Raw genomic sequence first — 20,220 nt, 5'->3', positions numbered from 1 at the left:
GTACGTACACCTCTCGATGTATACGGCTTTCCATTTATTCTTCATTTGAGTTGTTAATTTTTTCAAAACATTCATTACAAACTACTAGCGTTTTTCTATTAATGCTTTTCATAAAAACATGCCAAGCATATTCATCAGTTAAGTCTTTAAGCTTTTTTACTTGATACACTTTTAGATTATTAGTTTCTTTCCCACACCATTCACACTTATTATTTTTTAATCTTAAACCTAGCGTTGGTTTCTTAAGATAGAACTTTTGCTTATGAATCACATCAGCATTATCATCTTGGGGAAATTCTTTTCTAGCCAAGCTGTCTTTCCAAAGTAAACGAGTTTTGTTGTTACCATTTTTATCTGTATAACTTATACCAAAATCTTTATCATTGCGGTATCTAGTTATAATATCCGTTACCTTTGTCCTATATTTGCAAGCCAATGTTTTATACAGACTGTATTCCATAATATATCTAAATTTATGGAGCTTTGAAGAATTATTTGCGAGTCTGTAGTAGTTACAGAATCCTCTAATTTCTCCGTTATATTGTTCCAAAATACTTAAGTCTGTTCTTGATGTTAGCTCTGTTCTTTCTTTAGGAAACCATACTTCTTTTCCATTTAGATTTTTAATTCTTAATGCTCCAAGCTCTGTTAGTTTATTTTGTATTGTTGAAGTTGATAATTCAAGTCTTACATGACCACCAAAATTTCTTGCTTTTATACCTGTTTTTGTCCTTTTTGTATGATTACTTCCAGGAGTTACTCTGATATCAAAACCTAGGAACTTGGCTCTATCTGTTGATTTTGTTACTAGCGTTTTTTCATCAGATAGTTCGAGGTTTAATTCTGATTTGATAAATTGACCAATTTCTTGTTTTACCTTTTCAGCATCTGCCTTAGAACCGATAATGCCAATAATGAAATCATCAGCATATCTAACATATTGTATTCTCTTGAAGTTTTCATCCATAGGATTTAAGCAAGGTATATTGAAATATCTTTTGTTTATCTCTTCAGTTTCTGATTTAATATCATTTATTTCAATTTTATTAGTTGTCTTGCTTAACTTATTTTCAAGTCTTTTTCTTCTATCATAGAGAGCTTTATATTCCCTGTTTTGCTTTCTTTTATTGCCTTTATCAAAGCTTTCCTTGTAACTTTTCATATACTTGTCAAATTTATCCAAGTAAATATTTGAAAGTATGGGACTTATTATTGACCCTTGTGGCATTCCACTGTAAGTGTTGTGATATTGGTTTTGTTCCATGTATCCGGCTTTAAGAAACTTTCTTATTAATCTTAGGAATCTTTCATCTTCAATACGCTTGGATAGAATGTCTATCATAATGTTATGGTCTATATTGTCAAAGAAACCTTTAATGTCTCCTTCAACGAACCATTTACATCTTACAAATCTATTTTGAATTTGTCTTAAAGCGGTATGACAACTTCTATTATCTCTAAAGCCATGAGATGTGTCCTCAAAGCTTTCATCATAGATAGAATTTAATAACATTCTACATACTTCCTGTACTAATTTATCGTCAATGCTTGGTATGCCTAATGGTCTTAATTTTCCGTTTTTCTTTGGAATATATACTCTTTTTGTTGGTGTGGGTGAGTAACTTTCATCTTTTAGTGAATCAATGATTTTGTTAATTCTTTCTAAGTTCATTGCACTTATTGTTTGATTATCTACACCTTTAGTCATATTTCCTGTGTTAGCATAAATATTTTGGTATGCTTGCAAGAACAGGTCTGTATTGTAAAGGTTATGATACAATCTTTTGTAAGTGTAGTTTTCTTCTTTTGAATGTTTTCTCAAACTAATCAATACATTGTTGGGATTTCTCATAGTGCCTCTCGCACCTTCCTTTCCTCTGAATTGAATGAATAAACTGCCTTCCTTTACCATGTAAGAGTCGTTATCTCTCTCGGATTACTACGAAGGCTCCGTTACCATATCAGATATTCAGGTTCTTAAAAACCATAGCATTTTGTTGCTTTCTGACTTAGGTAATCTCCATTTAGTATCGAAGTAAAAAGCAATGTTGATTGTCGGATATGCTTTTCGTCCTTTCATGCTTATACAAGCGGATTGAGTTTAAAGTTTTGCCTAATGCATTCATTTTCACTACATAGGTACACTCAACATAACGTATATAGATATCTTTCGTTATGACCACCACAAATGTTCCTCGGACTGGCATTCAATCAGTTTAGATTTTATCCTCATATCAGCTTTAGGTCTCGCCATTCAGTCGTGGAATGATATCTATCCAACTTATGACTTTAATAACGTGCTATTGTCCTCTTTGGATTTCTCCTCTAAGTGAGTTATTGACCTTAGATATTAAAACTACTATTCTACCATTTTGCTAAAATGGATTTACTTCGTACCTTATGGACGCACAAATGATGTGATTGTGAATATGCCCCTTATCTATGTGAGTAGATAAGACAAATTCGTACTCGTCTTTGAGTATCTTTTTACATAGCTCCATACCAATATGGTGAGCCATTTCAGGACTTGTTTCTCCCGGTAAAAAGGATTGAATGAGATGTCTTGCAAGAACGGTTCCTTTTGTTCCTACATCATTTCGTGTTCTTAAAAATTGAGTATGAGCAGTTTCCTGATGACATTTATGAGTGCTTACTAAGATTTGCTCATCTGTTTTTTCTCCATTAACAATATATGAAATGGCAAGATTAAGGGTTGATTTTATAGGATGTATTTTTGTAATAGCCATAAGATTTAATCACCTCCGGAAGTTCTGTTAAGAAGCAGTGAATGTATCTGCCACAACTCTTTTGAGAAATGTTCAATCTGCTTTTTCATATCGTTTATATCATCTTTGTAAATTATGCCGGTAGAATTTACACGCTTTGCAATCTGATTTATGTTGTTTGTTGCATTTGAAAGCAAGCCTTGTAAATCTCGGAAAGGCTCTAAATCCACTTGATAAATTTCCTTTTCTAAAACGCATTTACGGATAAAATGGCTCATGTTTCTACACTTTGCAAGTTTTCTTTTCTCCTCAAAAAGAGCCTTTTCTTCTTCAGTTAATTTAATTTCAAGTCTTTCATTTCGCATTCTATTTGTCATAGATAAATCCTCCTTTGAATGTATTTCGGGTCTTAGGGTACACCCTAACAAGTTAAAAATTGATAAAAAAAGAAGCAGATCCCAAAGGGCTGCTTCATCAATTTTTTCGTAAGTGTCCGTACACTTACTGTGCTTGCTACAAAAGAATAATTAGAGTAGCAAGCGTTAAGCAAGTTTTAAATTTATGATTATATTATACCAAATTATAATGATTTATTCAATTCGAGACTACCTGTGAATATAAAATAAAATATTCATTGACTTTTAAATTTGTGGGTGTTATAATATCTATGAATAAAAAACGAAAAATTCATAGGTTGGTTTGAGAAGTTTGGAGGTTAAAAATGGCAAAGGCATTTACAGAAGAAGAAAAGATAAAAATCAAAGAAGATATTATGGAAACTGCTCTTGATTTATTTCATGATAAAGGTACGAAATCACTTAGTATTTCGGAATTGACAAAAAGAGTAGGGATAGCACAAGGAAGTTTCTATAATTTTTGGAAAGACAAAGAATCTCTTATCATCGATTTAATGGCATATAGGTCAATACAAAAATTGGAAAACATTGAAAGAGAATTTTCAAATTCACTCACGAATCCTAAAAAATTCCTTTCAGATGTAATTTATAAGTATTCGATAGATATGACTGAGAAAATTAAAACTCAGCCAATTTATCAAGAGGCATTTAGAATATTTGCAAGTCAAGATTCAAAGAAAGTGAATAGAGTAGAAAATCTATATGGTGATTTTTTGGATAGGTTAATAGATTATTGGTACGAAAATAATGTAGTAAAAAGCGTAGATAAGCAAGGCTTATCAAATGCCTTTGTTGGCAGCTTCGTTCTATGTTCAAATTATTTCCATTTTAATAAAGATACCTTTGAAGAAGTGCTTAATATTTATATACAAAGCATTGTTTTTAAATACATAGAAATTTAATTGTATAAGGGAAGGTGATAGCAATGATTCTGGATTTTAATGAGATAAAAAAGGAAGATGTATTAGTTGCTGGAGGTAAGGGTGCTAATCTTGGAGAAATGACTTCTGCTAAAATAAATGTTCCAAGTGGATTTGTTATAACAGCAGACACATATAGAGATTTTTTAAAAGTAAATGGGATTGATATTCTCATTGAAAATGGAATTAAAAAATCAGTAGATGATGAAAGAAAACTTCTAAATGAAGCTGAGCATTTTAGAGGAAAGATAAAGTCTGGAAAATTTCCTGAAATGTTAGAGAATGCAATAAGAGAAAAATATTTTAATCTTGGAAATAATACAAGAGTTGCAGTGCGTTCTTCAGCAACGGCGGAAGATTTGCCAGATGCCAGTTTTGCAGGGCAACAAGAAACTTATTTAAATGTTCAAGGTATTGAAAGTGTATTGAATGCAGTGCGTAATTGTTATGCTTCGCTTTGGGGGAATAGAGCTGTAAGTTATAGGTTTCATCAAGGTTATGATCAAACTTCAGTTTCTATTGCAGTTGTTATTCAAGAAATGATAGAGAGTGAAAAATCAGGAGTTTTATTTACCGTAAATCCAGTAAACAAAAAAGAAAATGAAATGCAAATAAATGCAAGCTTTGGATTAGGAGAAAGCGTTGTAAGCGGAAGAGTTACAGCTGATAGCTACATTATTGACAAATCAGGGAAAATAGCCCAAGTAAATATTGGAAGCAAGGAAACACAGATTATATATGGGGATAAGGAAACTGTTGAAGTAGCAGTAAGCTCTGATAAAAGAAAAACTCGTGCATTAAATGATAGAGAAATACTTGAACTTATGAAGTGTGGTTTAGAGATTGAAAAACACTATCGCATGCCTATGGATATTGAATGGGCAATCAAAAATGATATTGTATATATTTTACAGGCGAGAGCGATTACCACATTAAAAAATTCTGAAAATGATATAACTTGCAATGATTTAATAGAGAAGTATACAAAGGGTAAAAAAATCAAAAAGGATACACGAGAAGTAATGTCATTCTTTTTAGAAAAAATGCCTTCTGCACATAGAGTCCTTGATTTCGATTATTTGATGGCAATCAATGATCAGAAAGTAAACATTTTATCAGAAGGTGGGATTATTTTACCAAGAAATCCAATTATAGATGATGATGGTATACAAACTTTTTCTGATGAAGGAAAGCGAATTGGAAAGAATATTTTCAAATTTTTTAATATCTTAAAGAACATGAAAGATTTTGAGTTCTGTTATAAGAAGTGCAAAGATTTTATGAATATATATGAAACTGAAATAGAAGAAATCAAGCACTTAAATTTTGAAAATATGACATTAACGGAGTGTGGAAATTTTTTAGAAGAAAGTTATGCTCTTTTGCAAAAGCTTGCTTATGATAGATTTAAGTATGCCTTATTTCCATCAGTATTAAATAGTAAGAAATTTACCAAAATAATAAAAAAAGTAAATAGCAATTATTCATCGTTTGATTTTTATTGGGACTTAGATAATAAAACATCGGTGATTACAAATGATGTCTATACAATGGCTTGTGAGATAAGAAAAAATGAAGCTTTAAAAAGAGCGATAATTTCCGGAGATAATTTTAAGGAATTATATAAAAATTATAATGATTTTAAGAACATAACAGATGAGTTTATGAAAGATAATGGCTTTAAATCTGATTATAACTGTTATTGTTTATCTGCAAAAACATTTCTCGAAGATCCTGATAGGCTGACAAATATATTACGACCTATATTAAACGAAAATAGTAATGAAAGTAAAGATATAAAAGATTTTTCTAAGCTTATGGAGAGTATAGAGGGAATCTATGGTAAAAAGTATCAGGATATAGAAAAACAGATAAAATATTTTAGATATTTTCATGTGGTTCGTGAAGAAAGTCAATATTTGTGGGAAACATTATTTTATTATGTCAGAAAGTGTGTTAAAAGAATTAACTTTATACTCTTGGGTGATGAAAACATAGAAATAGGAGTGGCTAATCTTTTTCATAAAGAATTACTTAAAGCAATTAACAGAGGTAATTTAAATGAATCAGATAAGGAAAAAATAAATAGGAGAAACGAAAAATTTCCTTTAGCAGTGAAAGTATGGGAAGCTTCAAAGTTATTGATTTTTAAAACGGATGGTGATGCCTTAAAAGGAGTAAGCGGAAGCACTGGTATTGCAGTTGGAAAGGTGTGCCTGATAAATAGTCCCAAAGAATTTTATAAAATGAAAAAAGGAGATATATTAGTTTGTCATCTTACAGATCCTGAGTGGACTCCATTATTTAAGCTGGCAAGTGCTGTTGTGGCAGATACAGGTTCTGCTTTAAGCCATGCTGCAATTGTTGCAAGAGAATATAATATACCGGCAGTTCTTGGAGTTGGTTTTGCAACTACCAAATTCAAAGATGGAGATACCATACAAGTAGATGGTAATACCGGCGAGGTCAAAGGTTGCTGATATGAAATCAAAAAATCAAATAGATCAAAAAGAATTGAGAAGGCAAAAGATTTTAAGTGAACCACTTTTACCTTTGATAGTAAAAATGTCTGTTCCAACAATTGTTGGTATGCTAATTATGGTTATTTATAATTTGACAGACACATTTTTTGTCGGACTTTTAAATGATAAATCGATGACAGCTGCTATTGGTGTTGTTTTTAGCTTCGTGAGTATTATTCAGGCTATTGGTTTTTGGTTTGGATATGGCAGTGGGAATATTATGTCTAAAAAACTTGGAGAACAAGATGAGGAAGAGGCAATAATTATTTCTTCAATCGGAATAGTATTTTCTATTATAAGTGGATTTTTAATAGCTATAATGTCATGGATTTTTATATCTGACTTGACAAAGTTCATTGGTGGGAATGCTTCTGTTAACTTATTTAAATTTACTACTCAGTATTTAAAGGTGATTATAATAAGCGTTCCATTTAGTCTGTATTCAATTACTATTTATAATCAATTACGACTTTGTGGAAATGTAAAAGATGGAATGATAGGTTTACTTTTAGGAATGTTTAGCAATATGATTCTTGATCCTGTATTTATGTTTATATTCAAGTTTGGGTTTGTTGGAGCTGGATATGCAACTTTGACAGGTCAAATAATTGCGTGTATTGCACTTACTATGTTGGCAAAAGGAAATGGTAATATTCCTGTTTCTTTGAAAAATGTCAAATGTAGTAAAGAACGCATATACCATATTCTTGTAGGAGGAATGCCTAACTTTTCAAGGCAAGCAATTACAAGTGTTTCTCTCATTTTATTGAATAGAGTTGCAGCAAACTTTGGGGACAGTATTATTGCAGCTTTAACCGTTAGTTCAAGAATAGTTGCCATAGCTTATATGATTATGATTGGATGGGGGCAAGGGTTTCAACCTATTTGTGCAATGAATTATGGTGCAAAAAAATATGGCAGAGTTAGATCAGCATTTAATTTGACAGTTGTTGTTGGAACTATATTTTTGATTATATCAGCAGTGGTGCTATATATTTTTTCGGAACATTTTGTTATTGCAATGTCTAAAGATAGTGAAGTTATTTCTATAGGAGTGCAAATACTTAGAATGCAATGTATGACAATTCCGTTCTTAGCCTATTATGCGATAAGTAGTATGTTGATGCAAAACATAGGTAAATATTTTTGGTCGTTGATAATTTCGATTTCAAGGCAAGGTATTTTCTACATCCCTCTTTTATATTTACTTACTAATTTATATGAGAAGTTTGGGATATATTTGCTCCAACCAATAGCGGATATTTTGTCATTTGTTTTAGCTGTTATTGTTGTTTATAAAATAAAAAATGAACTAAAAAACGAGGGGAATATACATTATATGAATTAGCGACAGGTTGAATAGTTGGAGGAAATTACTATGTATTATTTTAGGTCTAATGCTTATATAGAAAAAAATCACAGACCTTTTTGATATTAGTAATTACCATAAAAAATCAAATTTAAAGTATAGAGAAAGAGCTGGATTCTTTCATTTCAGAGGACTTTTTATGCCTATGTGCAGAAGTCCTCCTTTTTTGCCTAAAAACGCAGACAAAAAAAGAAATGGAGGAAATAAAATGCCAAAAGAATATTACCTTTATGTCAATGGACAAAAGGTCAAAGTCAGCGAGCAGATATACAAAGTCTACTGGCGAGAAAAAGAACACGAAAAGTATTTAGAGCAGGTGGACAAGAAAAACCACTTGCTCTTTTTTTCATCATTGGATCATGACGGACATTTTGTTGATAGCATTATTGACAAAAGTGTTGATGTAGAAAAGATTGTGGAAACACAGATGATGATTGAAGCAGTCAGAAATGCTATATCAAGGCTCAATGCAGAAGAAAGAGATATTGTTGAACGCTTATATTTCAATGATGAAACGGTTCGTTCAGTGGCAAAGCTCAAAAGTATTACTCATCCGGCTTTAATCAAAAGAAGAAACAAAATACTTGAAAAGCTAAAAAAATTCATCGAAGAACTTTAGAACTTCGGTAACCAAAGGGGTCAAATTTTCCTTATTTAAAGTGAAGGGGAGTTTGACCTCCTTTACTTTATTCAATAAGAGAGAAGCCTGCTTATGGCAAATAGGAAAATGTAAAGAAAATAATCCCTTTCAAATATTGATCTTTGACAACTGAATAGACCAAGGTAGGACTTTATCTACTTGTGGAGGATTATGACTTACGCCATGACCTTTCTGCTGAAAGCAATTTCGGTTCTATGAATACTGGGTTAGCCAAGGATACAAGAAAGTGAGCGATAAATAAGAATACATAAAAAACAGAGGTGGCAATCTGTTCGGTGATACAAGTAGTGATAATGATACTTCAATAGTTTAAGCCGGCTCGTCTTAATAAGGGGCGGAGGTGAGATTCCTATGTTGCTGCCAAGCACCTACCAATGTCATAAAACTTAGTAAGATAAATAATAGTTAATTAAGGAAAATTTAAAGCGGAGGAGGTGTGTTAGTGGATAACGACTGGAATGGATTGGCTGATTTAATTGCAAATTTGATTACAAAGTACGCTGGAGTTTTAGATTTAGATAATCTTCCAAATCCAACTCCGGTAAAAAATATAGAAGATAAAAATAAATTTGACATAGCAAAAACACAGATTGAGAAAAAGTAATAAAAGTGCTATAATATACTTGATATATAAGTCCAAACCATAATTGGTAAAAATATAAAGATATAGAAAAGGATATTGAGGTTAATGCTATGTCAAAAGAAAAAATAAAAGTATACCTCTATACAAGAGTATCTACTTCAATACAGATAGACGGTTATTCTTTAGAGGCACAAAAATCAAGAATGAAGGCTTTTGCTCTCTATAACGATTATGAGATTGTTGGTGAATATGAAGATGCAGGTAAGTCTGGAAAATCTATAGAAGGCAGAGTCCAGTTTACTCGTATGATGGAAGATATAAAATCCGGAAAGGATGGAGTGTCTTTTGTTCTTGTATTTAAATTATCGAGATTTGCAAGAAATGCTGCTGATGTACTTTCGACTTTGCAAATAATGCAAGATTTTGGTGTGAATCTTATTTGTGTTGAAGATGGAATTGATTCATCTAAAGATGCAGGTAAATTGATGATTTCTGTTTTATCAGCAGTGGCTGAAATCGAAAGAGAAAACATTCGTGTCCAAACAATGGAAGGTCGTATTCAAAAGGCAAGAGAGGGTAAATGGAATGGTGGTTTTGCTCCGTATGGCTATCAACTGATTGATGGAAAGTTGTTAATAAATGAAGAAGAAGCAATTGCAATAAGAACTATTTTTGATCAGTATGTAAATACAAGTATTGGAGCTAATGGTATTTCAAAATATTTAGAAAATCATGGTATAAGGAAAATACCAAGGCAAAATGGGAAAAATCCATTGTTTGACGCAGGTCTTATAAGAAAGATATTAAAGAATCCTGTATATAATGGAAAAATAGCATTTGGAAGAAGAACTTTAGAAAAAGTTCATGGTACAAGAAATGAATATAAGCAGGTTGAACAAGATGAGTATCTAATATCTGAAGGGATACATGAAGCTATAGTTTCCGATGAAGTTTGGCAAGCTGCTCAGGTTAAGCTAAAATCTCAAGCAAAGAAATATGAGCATGTGAATAAAGGAAAAGATACACGCACACACTTGCTTTCTGGAATTGTAAAATGCCCGATATGTGGAGTGGGAATGTTTGGAAACAAGTGTAGCAAGAAAAAGAAAGATGGCACAAAGTATAAAGATTTTTATTATTATGGTTGTAAACATAGGCAGATGATAAGAGGTCATAAGTGTACATTCAGTAAGCAAATTAGAGAAGAATTGTTAGATGATGCTGTTGCTGAGGTAATAATCAAGTTAGTTAGCAATCCTAAATTTGCATCTATGATGCAGGAAAAAATCAACATGAAAGTTGATACATCAGCGATTGAAAATGAGATAGATAATTATCAAAAAGAGCTAAGGAAAAGTCATTCTACAAAGTTTAAGCTCATTGAGGAAATAGATAATTTAGATGTTGATGATAAGCACTACAAACGAAGAAAACAGGACTTAGATGATAGACTTTATCGTATGTACGATAAAATTGAAGAATTAGAAGGTCAGTTAATAGAAGCTAAGGCAAAGAAAGAAACAATAGAAGCTGAAAAACTTACTGGCGATAATATATATAAGGTTTTGATTTATTTTGACAAACTTTATAAAGTCATGAACGATGTTGAACGCAGACAGTTAATAGAAGCACTCATTTCTGAAATTCAAATTTATGAAGAGAAGCAGCCAAATGGACAATGGCTAAAATCCATTACTTTTAAGCTACCTATCATTGATGAGGATCTAAATATAAGTTTGGACAATGATAAGCAAGTTGAGACTATAGCGTTGATACAAAGAGTGAAATCGTGAAAATCCTGCATTTTAAGCAGTTTTACAAGCATTATGTCTTTAATGAAGATGGCGATGGAGGACGAAAAAAAGTCCTAAAAAATTATATTGATGTGAATGTTTGTATTGATATGGTGTGTGGAGATACAAGGAATGGATTGGAAAGTGAGGAATAAGAAATGATTAGGTGGATAATAAAAATAATATTGTTTCCAATCAGCTTGCTGCTTAGTATTCTCACTGCATTTCTAACATTCCTGCTCAGCATAGGAACAGCATTGTTATACTTGCTGATGATGTTTTGTATATTTGGAGCAATAGCATCTTTTTTGCAAAAAGAAGTTACCATTGGAATCGAAGCATTGATTATTGGATTTTTAGTTAGTCCATACGGAATACCGATGGTTGGAGCAGCCGTTATAGCATTTCTTCAAGGAATCAATGAAGCAATAAAATCAATCTAAAAAAATTCATAAAAATGGTTACCAAAGGCGATAGATAAAAACTATCGTCTTTTTCTTCGCCAATTTTTAAGGAAGGGAGGTGAAGCGATGGACTTTGACTATTTCTATAACAGAGAAGTGGAAAGATTTAATTTCTTAAAAGTACCGGAGATATTGGTTGATGGAGAAGAATTTCGTGGATTATCTGCCGAAGCGATTATCCTATACTCTATGCTTCTTAAACGGACAGGAATGTCTTTTAAGAATAACTGGATAGACAAGGAAGGCAGGGTATTTATCTATTTCACAGTTGAAGAAATTATGAAAAGAAGAAATATCTCAAAGCCAACTGCCATAAAGACTTTAGATGAACTTGATGTAAAAAAAGGAATTGGACTTATTGAAAGAGTAAGGCTTGGACTTGGAAAACCAAATATCATTTATGTCAAAGATTTTATGAGTGTATTTCAGGTTAAAGAAAATGACTTTCAGAAGTTAAAAAACTTTACTTCAGAAGTAAAAGATGTTGACCTCAGAAGTAAAGAAAATGAACTTCAAGAGGTTAAGAACCTTGACTCTAACTATATAGAGAATAATAAGAGTAAGTATAGTAAGAGAGAATATAGTTTTAGTGAAAACGGGCTTGGAACATTTCAAAATGTGTTTTTAGCTGCTGAAGATATATCAGACTTACAAATCATAATGAACTCACAGCTTGAGAATTACATTGAACGCTTGTCGGCATATATCAAAAGTACCGGAAAGACCTATAAAGACCATAAGGCAACAATCCTTTCTTGGTTTTATAAAGATCAGGGAAGAAGCAAAGAAGTGAAAATATCAAATATCCCTACATGGGAAGAATATGATAAAGGAGAACACCTATGATGAAAGAATTAGAAAAAGTAATGATAGAGGATGTAGAGTATTCTTACGATCCTGAAAAAGAATATATCAAAGACGGACACGCCTTTTGTAAAGTCTGCCATGAAAGAAAAGACGGAAAAGTGATGGAGTTCTTTGATAACAAGATGATATTTAAGATTTCTTGCAAATGCGATAGAGATAGAGAGGCAAGAGAAAAAGAAAGACAAAAGCAGATGGAAATTGAACGATTAAAGAGTAGTTGCTTTAACTCGATTATTCAGTGGTCATACACCTTTGAAAATTATCAGGGAGAAGAAAATCAAAGCCTTATCATTGCTAAAAACTTTGTCAAAGACTATGAGGAGATGAAAAAGGAAAATATCGGGCTTCTATTTTACGGCTCAGTAGGAAGTGGAAAAACCTATCTTGCCTGCTCCATTGCAAATAGCCTTATTGAACAGTATCAAATAGGTGTTAAAATAAGAAATTTTGCACAGATTATCAATGAGCTGCAAAAGGGAGGATTTGATTTTGACAAGAACGCATATATTGAATCCCTTGTAAATACTTCCGTTCTTATCTTGGATGACTTGGGAATAGAAAGAGATACAAGCTATGCTAAAGAGCAGGTATATAACATTGTCAACAACAGGTACTTAAAACAGAAACCGACTATCTTTACCACTAACCTTTCCTACGACACAATCCAAAACTGTAAAGACAGCGTGGAATATCAGAGAATCTATTCAAGGATTATAGAGATGTGTATTCCTGTTATGGTTGTAGGAGAGGATTTTAGAAAGATTATTCAAAGGGATAAGTTGAATCGAAATAAAGATAAGTTACTGAATGGAGGTGAGAGAACTTGATCAATGAAGAAATAGCAAGAAAAACGCTGAATATGGAAGTTAAAGCTGCTAAAGTAACAGGAAAGCTAATTCTGAACTTGTTAAAGAAATTGATGAAAGAAGCAGAAAAACTTGGGGGACTTGAAAAACTTGTAAATAGCAACGGAAATGAAGTAAAGCTCAAAGATATGGTAAAGAAAGGTCAGCTTGAAGAAATTCCTGTTGAAGAAGCGGAGCTTAAGGAACTGAAAAAAGAACTTAATCGGTATGGCGTAAAGTTTTCAGTGATGAAGGATAAGGAAACAGGAAAATATTCAGTATTTTTTCAAGCCAAAGATATGAAGGTTATGGATAAAGCCTTTAAGCACGCATTAGCACAGTCTGAAAAGAAAACGGAAAGGAAGGAATCCATTCACAAGAATATTGAGAAGTTTAAGGAAATGGCTAAGAACTCTGTTTCCAAAGATAAAGTCAAGAATAAACAAAAGGAGCAGAGCCTATGATAGATAAAATATTAAAGGACATCAAAGGCTTATTTAAGGTGCAGGATAAGGCAAAGTTTCTAAAGCAAAACATTCCCTATCTTGCATTTTTCTATTTAGGAAACATCTTTGCCCATCATGTGAGAAGCTATACCGGTGGTGATGTCATAGATAAAATCTTTCAGGGAATATTAGAACTTAATACCATGAGTTTTCTTCCAAGCATTCATCCGGTGGATGTAATCATAGGAGTCGGAGTGGCTGTACTGATTAAATTTATTGTCTATACCAAAGGTAAAAATGCTAAAAAGTTTAGACAGGGGAAAGAGTATGGCTCAGCAAGATGGGTTGCATAATATTAACTGAACAGGAGTGATATATAGACACACAAAAAGGAGGATAACGCCATGATAGAATACACAAATAAAATCACAGCGCTATACTCCCGCCTTTCAGTTGGTGATGAGGATAGGGACGGTGGCGAAAGCAACAGTATTGTAAATCAAAAGGCATTTTTAGAGAGATATGCAAGACAGCACAGGCTGATGAACATTCGCCACTATATCGACGATGATGAAAGCGGTAGGTTCTTTGACCGCTCCGCCTATACACAGATGATAAGCGATGTAGAAAGCGGAAAAATCGGCATTGTCATTATGAAAGATATGACAAGGTGGGGACGAGATTATCTTCAAGTAGGAAACGCTATGGAGATATTCAGACGAAACAATGTCCGCTTTATCGCTATCAATAACGGTATAGACAGCCAAGACCAAAACACATTAGAATTTGCCCCATTTATCAATATCATGTCGGAGTGGTATGCAAGGGACATCAGCAAGAAAGTTAAAACGGGAATTAAGACCAAAGGAGCAAGTGGAAAGCCCGTAGCAACAGAAGCCCCCTACGGCTATATAAAAGACCCTAACAACAAAGATTTTTGGGTAGTCGATAAAGAAGCTGCCGAAGTTGTAAAACTCATTTTTACGCTCTTTATGGAGGGGAAAAACAGAAATCAGATAGCCGTTTACTTAAAAGAGAAAGAAATACTAACCCCGACCTTTTATATGAAACAGCAAGACAGAGGAACGGCAAAAAACAAAAAGCTGAATGAAGAAAATCGCTATAACTGGAACAAAGCAACCCTAACACGCATACTGCAAAGGCAGGAGTATTGTGGCGATGTAGTCAACTTCAAAACCGAAAAGCATTACAAAGATAAGCGAAACCACTATGTCGATAAAGATAAGTGGCAGATTATAGAAAATGTGCATGAACCAATTATCGACCGAGCCACCTATGAAAATGTACAGCGGATATTGAAAAACGCACCTGTAAAAAGACCAAACGGAGATGGAGAAATCCACCCATTATCGGGACTGATGTACTGTAAAGATTGTGGAACGAAAATGCACATTCGCACCATACACAAGAACGGAAAAGTACAGCATGTAACCTATTGCAGTGAATATGCCAAAGGCAAAGCAAAACATCCAAAATGCCATTCCCCACATCGCATTGATGTCGATGATGTCATGGAAACGCTCAAAGAGATTTTACGAAAGATAGGCAAGTTTTCATTCACAGACAAATCAGAGTTTGAAGCATTGGTAAAAAGCAGTCTTGCCAAAGAACAGACAGAAGAAATCAAAAAACAGAAAAAGCGTATCCCACAAATCACAGACAGGCTGGAACAGATAGAAAGAGTGATGAACAAACTCTATGAAGATAATGCACTGGGAAATATTGAGCCGAAACGATATGAACAGCTATCGGGAAAATATGCAGAAGAATATTACAGCTTAAAATCGGAACAGGAGCAAATAGAAGAACGCTTATCCGAATTTGAAAACGCCAACCAAAGAGCAAAGAACTTTATAAAACTGGCAGAAAGCTATTCAGACTTTGAAGAACTTACCCCTACCGCTATCAATGAATTTATCAGTAAAATTGTAGTGCATGAGCGAGATGTCAAAAGAGCAAAATATGCCGTTCAGAGAATAGAAGTGTATTTCAACTATATCGGCAGATTTGAAAATGAACTGACAAAAGAAATAGAGCCGACAGAACAGGAAATGATACAGATGAGAGAAGAAATCGAAGAAGCCAAGAAAGAAAAATCAAGAGCATATCACAGGGCATATTCCAAAGAATACCGAGCTAAAAATCTTGAAAAGTTTAGAGAGTACGAACGGATAAAAGCACGAGAATACAGGGCAAGAAAGAAGCTACAAGCGACAACCTAAAACCAAAATCAACCAAGACGAAAAGAGGTTTCCTAAATCACAGGAAATCTTTTTTTGTGCAAGTAAAAGGAGGATTGAATGACTGAAAAACAAGAAACACAGAACGATGAAATACAGACAGTAAAAGAACAGACCATACCCCAAAAACCTAACAATATCATGATAAAAAAGATTAGAGGAAAAACTTTTGTAACGGAGATATATTTTAATAAAAACAGCAAAGAAACATTTCAAGATAAGCTGTTCAAGGTAGTACAAACTGAAAAGAAAGAATAAAGAAAAATGGAACACTTTGTATAAAACCTTTCAGCTTTTTTTTCTATTTGTTACAATGAAAGCCTTGAAAGTAAGTAGAGAATCTGACAGTAGAAAAATAGTCTTGAAAATGGTATAATATACTAAATATTTAGAAAGATAGATTAGAAGTTGTAAATTTTAAATTAGAGGAGTTATTATGAAAAAAATATATATGTATGTACTAGATACAATGGCAGATTGGGAGAATGGATATTTCTTACAAGGCTTGACCTTACAAAAAATGGCAGGAGCGTTAAAATATGAATTACAAACTGTTTCAGTATCTAAGAGAGCAATTAAAACTGCTGGTGGAATTACCGTTGTTCCGGATATTACTTTAGAGGAAATTGATGAAATGCAAGCAGGAGCATTATTATTGATTGGAGGAGATACTTGGCAGGAAAAGTCAAATCAACCGATACTTGAAGTGGCTAATTCGTTTCTTGAAAAGAATATATTAGTAGCTGCTATTTGTGGTGCTACTTTAGGTTTAGCAAATAAAGGAATTTTAAATTCGTACTATCATACAAGTAATGCATTGTTTTTCTTACAAGGAAGTGATAAATACCAAGGAGAGAAATACTATAAAGATACACTTGCGGTTATGGATAAAAATCTAATTACCGCAAGCTCAGCAGGTTCTTTACTTTGGGCAAGATATATCTTTGAAAACTTAAAACTATATTCTCATCAAACTGTTGAAGCATGGTATAACTATTTTTCTTCTGGAAAAGTTGAGTATTTTGGGGAACTTATGAATTCCTTTAATAAAGATATATAAATCTTAGTTTGTCAAAATGAAATAATTAAATAAAAAAAAATAATAATATAGTAACTTATGAAACAGTAAATCAAATCGGTTTACTGTTTTTTCTTTGCCCAAAAACAGAAAGAGAGGAAACAGAAAATGAAAAATATAGATGAAAAAATCTTAATGGCAGAAGAAGAAATCAAGCAATTACAAAACAAAAGAAAAAAGCTCATCAGCCAACAGAAACAGGAAGAGAGAAAAAAGAGAGATAGACGGCTTTATGAAAAAGGCGGTGTATTTGAAAGTATCTTTACCGAGAGCAAAGAATTAACCAAAGATGAATTTTATCAACTAATTACATTCCCGAATATAAAAGAAGCAGTCAATCAAAAAATCTTAAAAATCATAGAAAGGCGAGAAGAAAGAGAAAATCAAAATATGGAAAATCAAGAGGAAGTAATGGACATAGAGGAATAGTCCCTTGTTTACAAGGGCGCACTTATACACCCTAAAGGGTGCGTGCGTTCTCCGAAGGCTCTTGCAGAGGGCATATCAGCTAACGCTGATACAGGGGAGCTACACTCCCCTACGGAAATAAATTTCCTACCCCTTGTGTACTTCCCAAAAGAAATCGGATAAAAAGCAATCCGATTTTTTTAGGAAGTCTTTATCATCGCCACCACACCAATATCAAAAATGGAAAGGAGGTTTTTTCTTATGGCGATATATCATCTCAGTATAAAGATTATCTCAAGAGGAAAAAATAAAAGTGCAGTAGCAGCTTCCGCTTATCGTAGTGGCGAAAAAATAAAAAACGAATATGACGGAGTAGTCCATGACTTTACAAGAAAAGGTGGAATAGCCCATACCGAAATTCTATTACCGCAAAATGCACCTGAAGAATTTTCAAACCGTTCTGCCTTATGGAATAGCGTGGAGAAAATAGAAAAAAGTAAAAATTCACAGCTTGCAAGAGAAATAGAAATTGCATTACCTAAAGAATTAGACAGGGAAAAACAGATAGAACTTGTAAGGGAATATGTAAAAGAAAATTTTGTGAAAGTTGGTATGTGTGCCGATATTGCCCTACACGATAAAAATTATGGAAACCCACACGCTCATATCTTACTTACTATGCGACCGTTAAACGAAGATAAAACATGGGGAGCAAAATCAAAAAAGGAATATATCCTTGATAAAAATGGCGAGAAAGTAAAACTCAAAAATGGTAATTACAAAACAAGAAAAATAGATACAGTAGATTGGAACGAGCAAGATAAAGCAGAGCAGTGGCGAAAGTCGTGGGCAGATATTACAAACAACTATCTTGAAGAAAACAGCATACAAGAAAAAGTTGACCACCGCTCCTATGAAAGACAAGGCATAGAACAAATACCGACCATTCATTTAGGAATATCGGCAAGTCAAATGGAGAAAAAAGGTATTGTTACCAACAGAGGAAATATCAACAGAGAAATCAGACATCAAAACAAGATATTAAGAGAAATTGCAAGACGAATAAAAGCCTTAATGAGATGGATAAGAAGTTTAACAACAAACAAGAACAAAGATAATCTAATAGAGAACCAAGAGGATATATCTTTACAATCCACCACCCCACTAAAACAAAATGATTTAACAGATATACTCTCTAATCTCATAAAAGAAAATGCAGATAATAGTAATATAAACTTAGAAAAATATATTGAAAGCTATCAATTTCTTAAAGAGAAAAATATTACATCAATACCCGAATTGAAAGAATGTATATCAGCATTAAGAGATAAGAACTACAAGACTACAAGAGCTATCAAAGATACCGAAAAGAAAACCAATGACAAAGTAGAGCTTATAGACCAATCAGAAAAGTATTTGAAACATAGAGACACATACAAAACCTATGTCAAGTTGAAGAAAAGCAAGCAAGAAGATTTTTATAACGAACATACAGCAGAAATTATTTTATTTGAGAGTGCAAGAAAATATCTAAAAGAGCATTTAGGAGAAAGTAAGACATTAGCTATATCCAAGTGGAAGTTAGAAGCAACAGCATTGAAGAAAGAAAAAGACACCCTATATTCTCAAATCTTAGATATGAGAAAAGAGGTTGAACAAGCTGAAAGTGTTAGAAACTGTATAGAGAAATTACTACAAGGAAATAGAGAACTAACACAGGTAAAGAGGAACGAGTTAGACCTATAAAACTAATTGGAAATATGGTATAATAATAAACAAATACAATTTTGATTTAAGGAGATGAACATTGTGCATGATTTGAAAATAAAAGGTATCATTGAATTTTTAATTAAGGCAAAAAAAGCAACTTATGCTGGCGATGGAAATACAACCAATTCATCAAGACCGTGTTCACATGATTTAAAGTATTTTGAAGATAATTTTGAATACTATGATTCTTATTTTGGAACAGATCCGTTCATTGGAGAGGAGGCTCTTTGGTCAAACGGAGAAATAATTTGGTCGATGAACTATGCAGGTCGAAAACTTGACAAAGAATTTGAGTACGGATTTTTAAAAGAAGCATTGCTTTTGGTTAATAGTGAAAATCCGTTTAGAGGACCTGATGAATATTCTAATGGTGATTATAAATATATGTGTGAAACGATAGGGGATTTTGAATGGTTTCAAGGATATGAATCAATAACTTTTCAAGGGAAATTAGTCTATGAGTGCTATTATCATGGAGGGATAGTTCGATAAATTTCGGTTTTAGGAGGTGGAAGTTTGGAATTTTATAAAGCGTTAGTTGGAGAAAAAAAGCAAAAGAAAAATATATTCAGCGATTTGATTGGGGAGTGGGATATTGAATGGGTTGATGGAAAAGGTACTGAAAAGGAAAGACATGTAATTGGAGAATGGATATTTTCAGAGATACTAAATGGTGATGGAATACAAGATATTTTTATTTGTCCATCAAGGGAAGAACGAGTATCCAATCCTCAGCCTGACGCAGAGTATGGTACAACAATAAGAATGTACAATCCTAACAAACAAAAATGGGATATTTGCTATACTTGTTTAGGTAAAATGGTATATTTAGAAGCTGAAAAAGTAGAAGATAAAATTGTACTTATAAATATAAGCAATGATAAAGGCATAAATTTATGGGTCTTTGATGATATTTCTCCTTCAAAATTCCATTGGGAAAATAAAACATCTTTTGATAATGGAAAAACTTGGATAACAAATGGAGAAGTATTTGCTAAAAGAAGATAATTATAGATAATGGTTTGTATCATGATTGATAACTTAATAAAACCGATACAGGAACAGTAAATCAAAAAAGGTTTACTGTTTTT

Annotated in this window: 19 protein-coding genes and 2 pseudogenes; 18 read left to right on the top strand and 3 right to left on the bottom strand. The window is 32.8% G+C overall.

The features are described 5' to 3' along the window. Positions 1–34: 34 nt before the first annotated feature. From ltrA to DYE58_RS05910, 3 genes and pseudogenes are all read right to left on the bottom strand, one after another. Positions 35–1,912, bottom strand: coding sequence for a group II intron reverse transcriptase/maturase (gene ltrA / locus DYE58_RS05920; RefSeq protein ID WP_115312097.1), 1,878 nt, complete (start codon positions 1,910–1,912; stop codon positions 35–37). 478 nt (positions 1,913–2,390) lie between these two features. Next, positions 2,391–2,747: pseudogene (locus DYE58_RS05915) on the bottom strand (relaxase/mobilization nuclease domain-containing protein); the annotation flags it as partial. A 5-nt stretch (positions 2,748–2,752) separates the two neighbouring features. Next, positions 2,753–3,103, bottom strand: coding sequence for a plasmid mobilization protein (locus DYE58_RS05910; protein ID WP_115312099.1), 351 nt, complete (start codon positions 3,101–3,103; stop codon positions 2,753–2,755). 344 nt (positions 3,104–3,447) lie between these two features. Between DYE58_RS05910 and DYE58_RS05905 the strand changes: the two genes are divergently transcribed. The 18 genes and pseudogenes from DYE58_RS05905 to DYE58_RS05815 all read left to right on the top strand — a co-directional run bounded on the left by DYE58_RS05905 (position 3,448) and on the right by DYE58_RS05815 (position 20,137). Then, complete coding sequence (locus tag DYE58_RS05905; protein WP_004819966.1) at positions 3,448–4,044, top strand: TetR/AcrR family transcriptional regulator; 597 nt, start codon at positions 3,448–3,450, stop codon at positions 4,042–4,044. A 23-nt stretch (positions 4,045–4,067) separates the two neighbouring features. After that, on the top strand, positions 4,068–6,542 hold the full coding sequence (locus tag DYE58_RS05900) for a PEP/pyruvate-binding domain-containing protein (protein ID WP_040552179.1): 2,475 nt from the start codon (positions 4,068–4,070) through the stop codon (positions 6,540–6,542). 1 nt (position 6,543) lies between these two features. Beyond that, entirely contained in the window at positions 6,544–7,932 is a 1,389-nt protein-coding gene (locus DYE58_RS05895; RefSeq protein ID WP_004819969.1) for an MATE family efflux transporter, read from the top strand. Positions 7,933–8,161: 229 nt separating this feature from the next. Further along, on the top strand, positions 8,162–8,572 hold the full coding sequence (locus DYE58_RS05890; RefSeq protein ID WP_040552460.1) for a sigma-70 RNA polymerase sigma factor region 4 domain-containing protein: 411 nt from the start codon (positions 8,162–8,164) through the stop codon (positions 8,570–8,572). Between the two features lie 484 nt (positions 8,573–9,056). Next, positions 9,057–9,218, top strand: coding sequence for a hypothetical protein (locus DYE58_RS05885; protein ID WP_000368177.1), 162 nt, complete (start codon positions 9,057–9,059; stop codon positions 9,216–9,218). Positions 9,219–9,307: 89 nt separating this feature from the next. Next, on the top strand, positions 9,308–10,990 hold the full coding sequence (locus DYE58_RS05880) for a recombinase family protein (RefSeq protein WP_004819974.1): 1,683 nt from the start codon (positions 9,308–9,310) through the stop codon (positions 10,988–10,990). A 158-nt stretch (positions 10,991–11,148) separates the two neighbouring features. Next, positions 11,149–11,433 carry a CD1845 family protein gene (locus DYE58_RS05870; RefSeq protein WP_037404025.1) on the top strand — a complete coding sequence of 95 codons (285 nt, stop codon included), beginning with the start codon at positions 11,149–11,151 and terminating at the stop codon, positions 11,431–11,433. Positions 11,434–11,520: 87 nt separating this feature from the next. Then, positions 11,521–12,300, top strand: a complete 780-nt coding sequence (locus tag DYE58_RS05865) for a replication initiator protein A (protein ID WP_004819979.1) — start codon at positions 11,521–11,523, stop codon at positions 12,298–12,300. Beyond that, positions 12,297–13,148, top strand: coding sequence for an ATP-binding protein (locus DYE58_RS05860; RefSeq protein WP_004819981.1), 852 nt, complete (start codon positions 12,297–12,299; stop codon positions 13,146–13,148). Before DYE58_RS05865 ends, DYE58_RS05860 begins: the two co-directional genes overlap by 4 nt. Beyond that, complete coding sequence (locus tag DYE58_RS05855) at positions 13,145–13,630, top strand: PcfB family protein (protein WP_004819983.1); 486 nt, start codon at positions 13,145–13,147, stop codon at positions 13,628–13,630. The genes DYE58_RS05860 and DYE58_RS05855 overlap by 4 nt, the downstream gene beginning before the upstream one ends. Continuing rightward, positions 13,627–13,956, top strand: a pseudogene (locus DYE58_RS05850) (VirD4-like conjugal transfer protein, CD1115 family); the annotation flags it as partial. The gene DYE58_RS05855 and the pseudogene DYE58_RS05850, both read left to right, overlap by 4 nt. A 60-nt stretch (positions 13,957–14,016) precedes the next feature. Beyond that, complete coding sequence (locus tag DYE58_RS05845; protein WP_004819986.1) at positions 14,017–15,855, top strand: recombinase family protein; 1,839 nt, start codon at positions 14,017–14,019, stop codon at positions 15,853–15,855. Positions 15,856–15,933: 78 nt separating this feature from the next. Continuing rightward, positions 15,934–16,131: a transposase gene (locus tag DYE58_RS05840; protein WP_004819987.1), complete on the top strand. Its 198-nt coding sequence runs from the start codon at positions 15,934–15,936 to the stop codon at positions 16,129–16,131. A gap of 178 nt (positions 16,132–16,309) precedes the next feature. Then, the gene (locus tag DYE58_RS05835) at positions 16,310–16,933 is read left to right on the top strand and encodes a DJ-1/PfpI family protein (RefSeq protein ID WP_004819990.1); all 624 of its coding nucleotides are present in this window, start codon (positions 16,310–16,312) and stop codon (positions 16,931–16,933) included. A gap of 126 nt (positions 16,934–17,059) precedes the next feature. After that, on the top strand, positions 17,060–17,380 hold the full coding sequence (locus DYE58_RS05830) for a DUF3847 domain-containing protein (protein ID WP_004819991.1): 321 nt from the start codon (positions 17,060–17,062) through the stop codon (positions 17,378–17,380). 240 nt (positions 17,381–17,620) lie between these two features. Further along, positions 17,621–19,105 (top strand): MobQ family relaxase, encoded by a 1,485-nt coding sequence (gene mobQ / locus DYE58_RS05825; protein WP_040552192.1) that lies wholly within the window; start codon positions 17,621–17,623, stop codon positions 19,103–19,105. Positions 19,106–19,168: 63 nt separating this feature from the next. Next, on the top strand, positions 19,169–19,621 hold the full coding sequence (locus tag DYE58_RS05820; protein WP_425452008.1) for a DUF5680 domain-containing protein: 453 nt from the start codon (positions 19,169–19,171) through the stop codon (positions 19,619–19,621). Between the two features lie 24 nt (positions 19,622–19,645). After that, positions 19,646–20,137 carry a hypothetical protein gene (locus DYE58_RS05815; RefSeq protein ID WP_004819997.1) on the top strand — a complete coding sequence of 164 codons (492 nt, stop codon included), beginning with the start codon at positions 19,646–19,648 and terminating at the stop codon, positions 20,135–20,137. Positions 20,138–20,220: the final 83 nt, after the last annotated feature.

It is taken from the genome of Peptoniphilus indolicus (assembly GCF_900454665.1).
Classification (GTDB): domain Bacteria; phylum Bacillota; class Clostridia; order Tissierellales; family Peptoniphilaceae; genus Peptoniphilus; species Peptoniphilus indolicus.
The sequence above is the reverse complement of the archived record's forward strand: the minus strand, read 5'-3'. Positions and strand labels throughout refer to the sequence as shown.

Excerpts from the sequence above, each read along its gene's own strand:
- DYE58_RS05905 (WP_004819966.1), top strand. The coding sequence starts at position 3,448 with ATGGCAAAGGCATTTACAGAAGAAGAAAAGATAAAAATCAAAGAAGAT.
- DYE58_RS05845 (WP_004819986.1), top strand. The coding sequence starts at position 14,017 with ATGATAGAATACACAAATAAAATCACAGCGCTATACTCCCGCCTTTCA.
- ltrA (WP_115312097.1), bottom strand. The coding sequence starts at position 1,912 with ATGGTAAAGGAAGGCAGTTTATTCATTCAATTCAGAGGAAAGGAAGGT.
- DYE58_RS05880 (WP_004819974.1), top strand. The coding sequence starts at position 9,308 with ATGTCAAAAGAAAAAATAAAAGTATACCTCTATACAAGAGTATCTACT.
- DYE58_RS05900 (WP_040552179.1), top strand. The coding sequence starts at position 4,068 with ATGATTCTGGATTTTAATGAGATAAAAAAGGAAGATGTATTAGTTGCT.
- DYE58_RS05860 (WP_004819981.1), top strand. The coding sequence starts at position 12,297 with ATGATGAAAGAATTAGAAAAAGTAATGATAGAGGATGTAGAGTATTCT.
- DYE58_RS05835 (WP_004819990.1), top strand. The coding sequence starts at position 16,310 with ATGAAAAAAATATATATGTATGTACTAGATACAATGGCAGATTGGGAG.
- DYE58_RS05830 (WP_004819991.1), top strand. The coding sequence starts at position 17,060 with ATGAAAAATATAGATGAAAAAATCTTAATGGCAGAAGAAGAAATCAAG.
- DYE58_RS05890 (WP_040552460.1), top strand. The coding sequence starts at position 8,162 with ATGCCAAAAGAATATTACCTTTATGTCAATGGACAAAAGGTCAAAGTC.
- DYE58_RS05895 (WP_004819969.1), top strand. The coding sequence starts at position 6,544 with ATGAAATCAAAAAATCAAATAGATCAAAAAGAATTGAGAAGGCAAAAG.
- DYE58_RS05910 (WP_115312099.1), bottom strand. The coding sequence starts at position 3,103 with ATGACAAATAGAATGCGAAATGAAAGACTTGAAATTAAATTAACTGAA.
- DYE58_RS05870 (WP_037404025.1), top strand. The coding sequence starts at position 11,149 with ATGATTAGGTGGATAATAAAAATAATATTGTTTCCAATCAGCTTGCTG.
- DYE58_RS05840 (WP_004819987.1), top strand. The coding sequence starts at position 15,934 with ATGACTGAAAAACAAGAAACACAGAACGATGAAATACAGACAGTAAAA.
- mobQ (WP_040552192.1), top strand. The coding sequence starts at position 17,621 with ATGGCGATATATCATCTCAGTATAAAGATTATCTCAAGAGGAAAAAAT.
- DYE58_RS05865 (WP_004819979.1), top strand. The coding sequence starts at position 11,521 with ATGGACTTTGACTATTTCTATAACAGAGAAGTGGAAAGATTTAATTTC.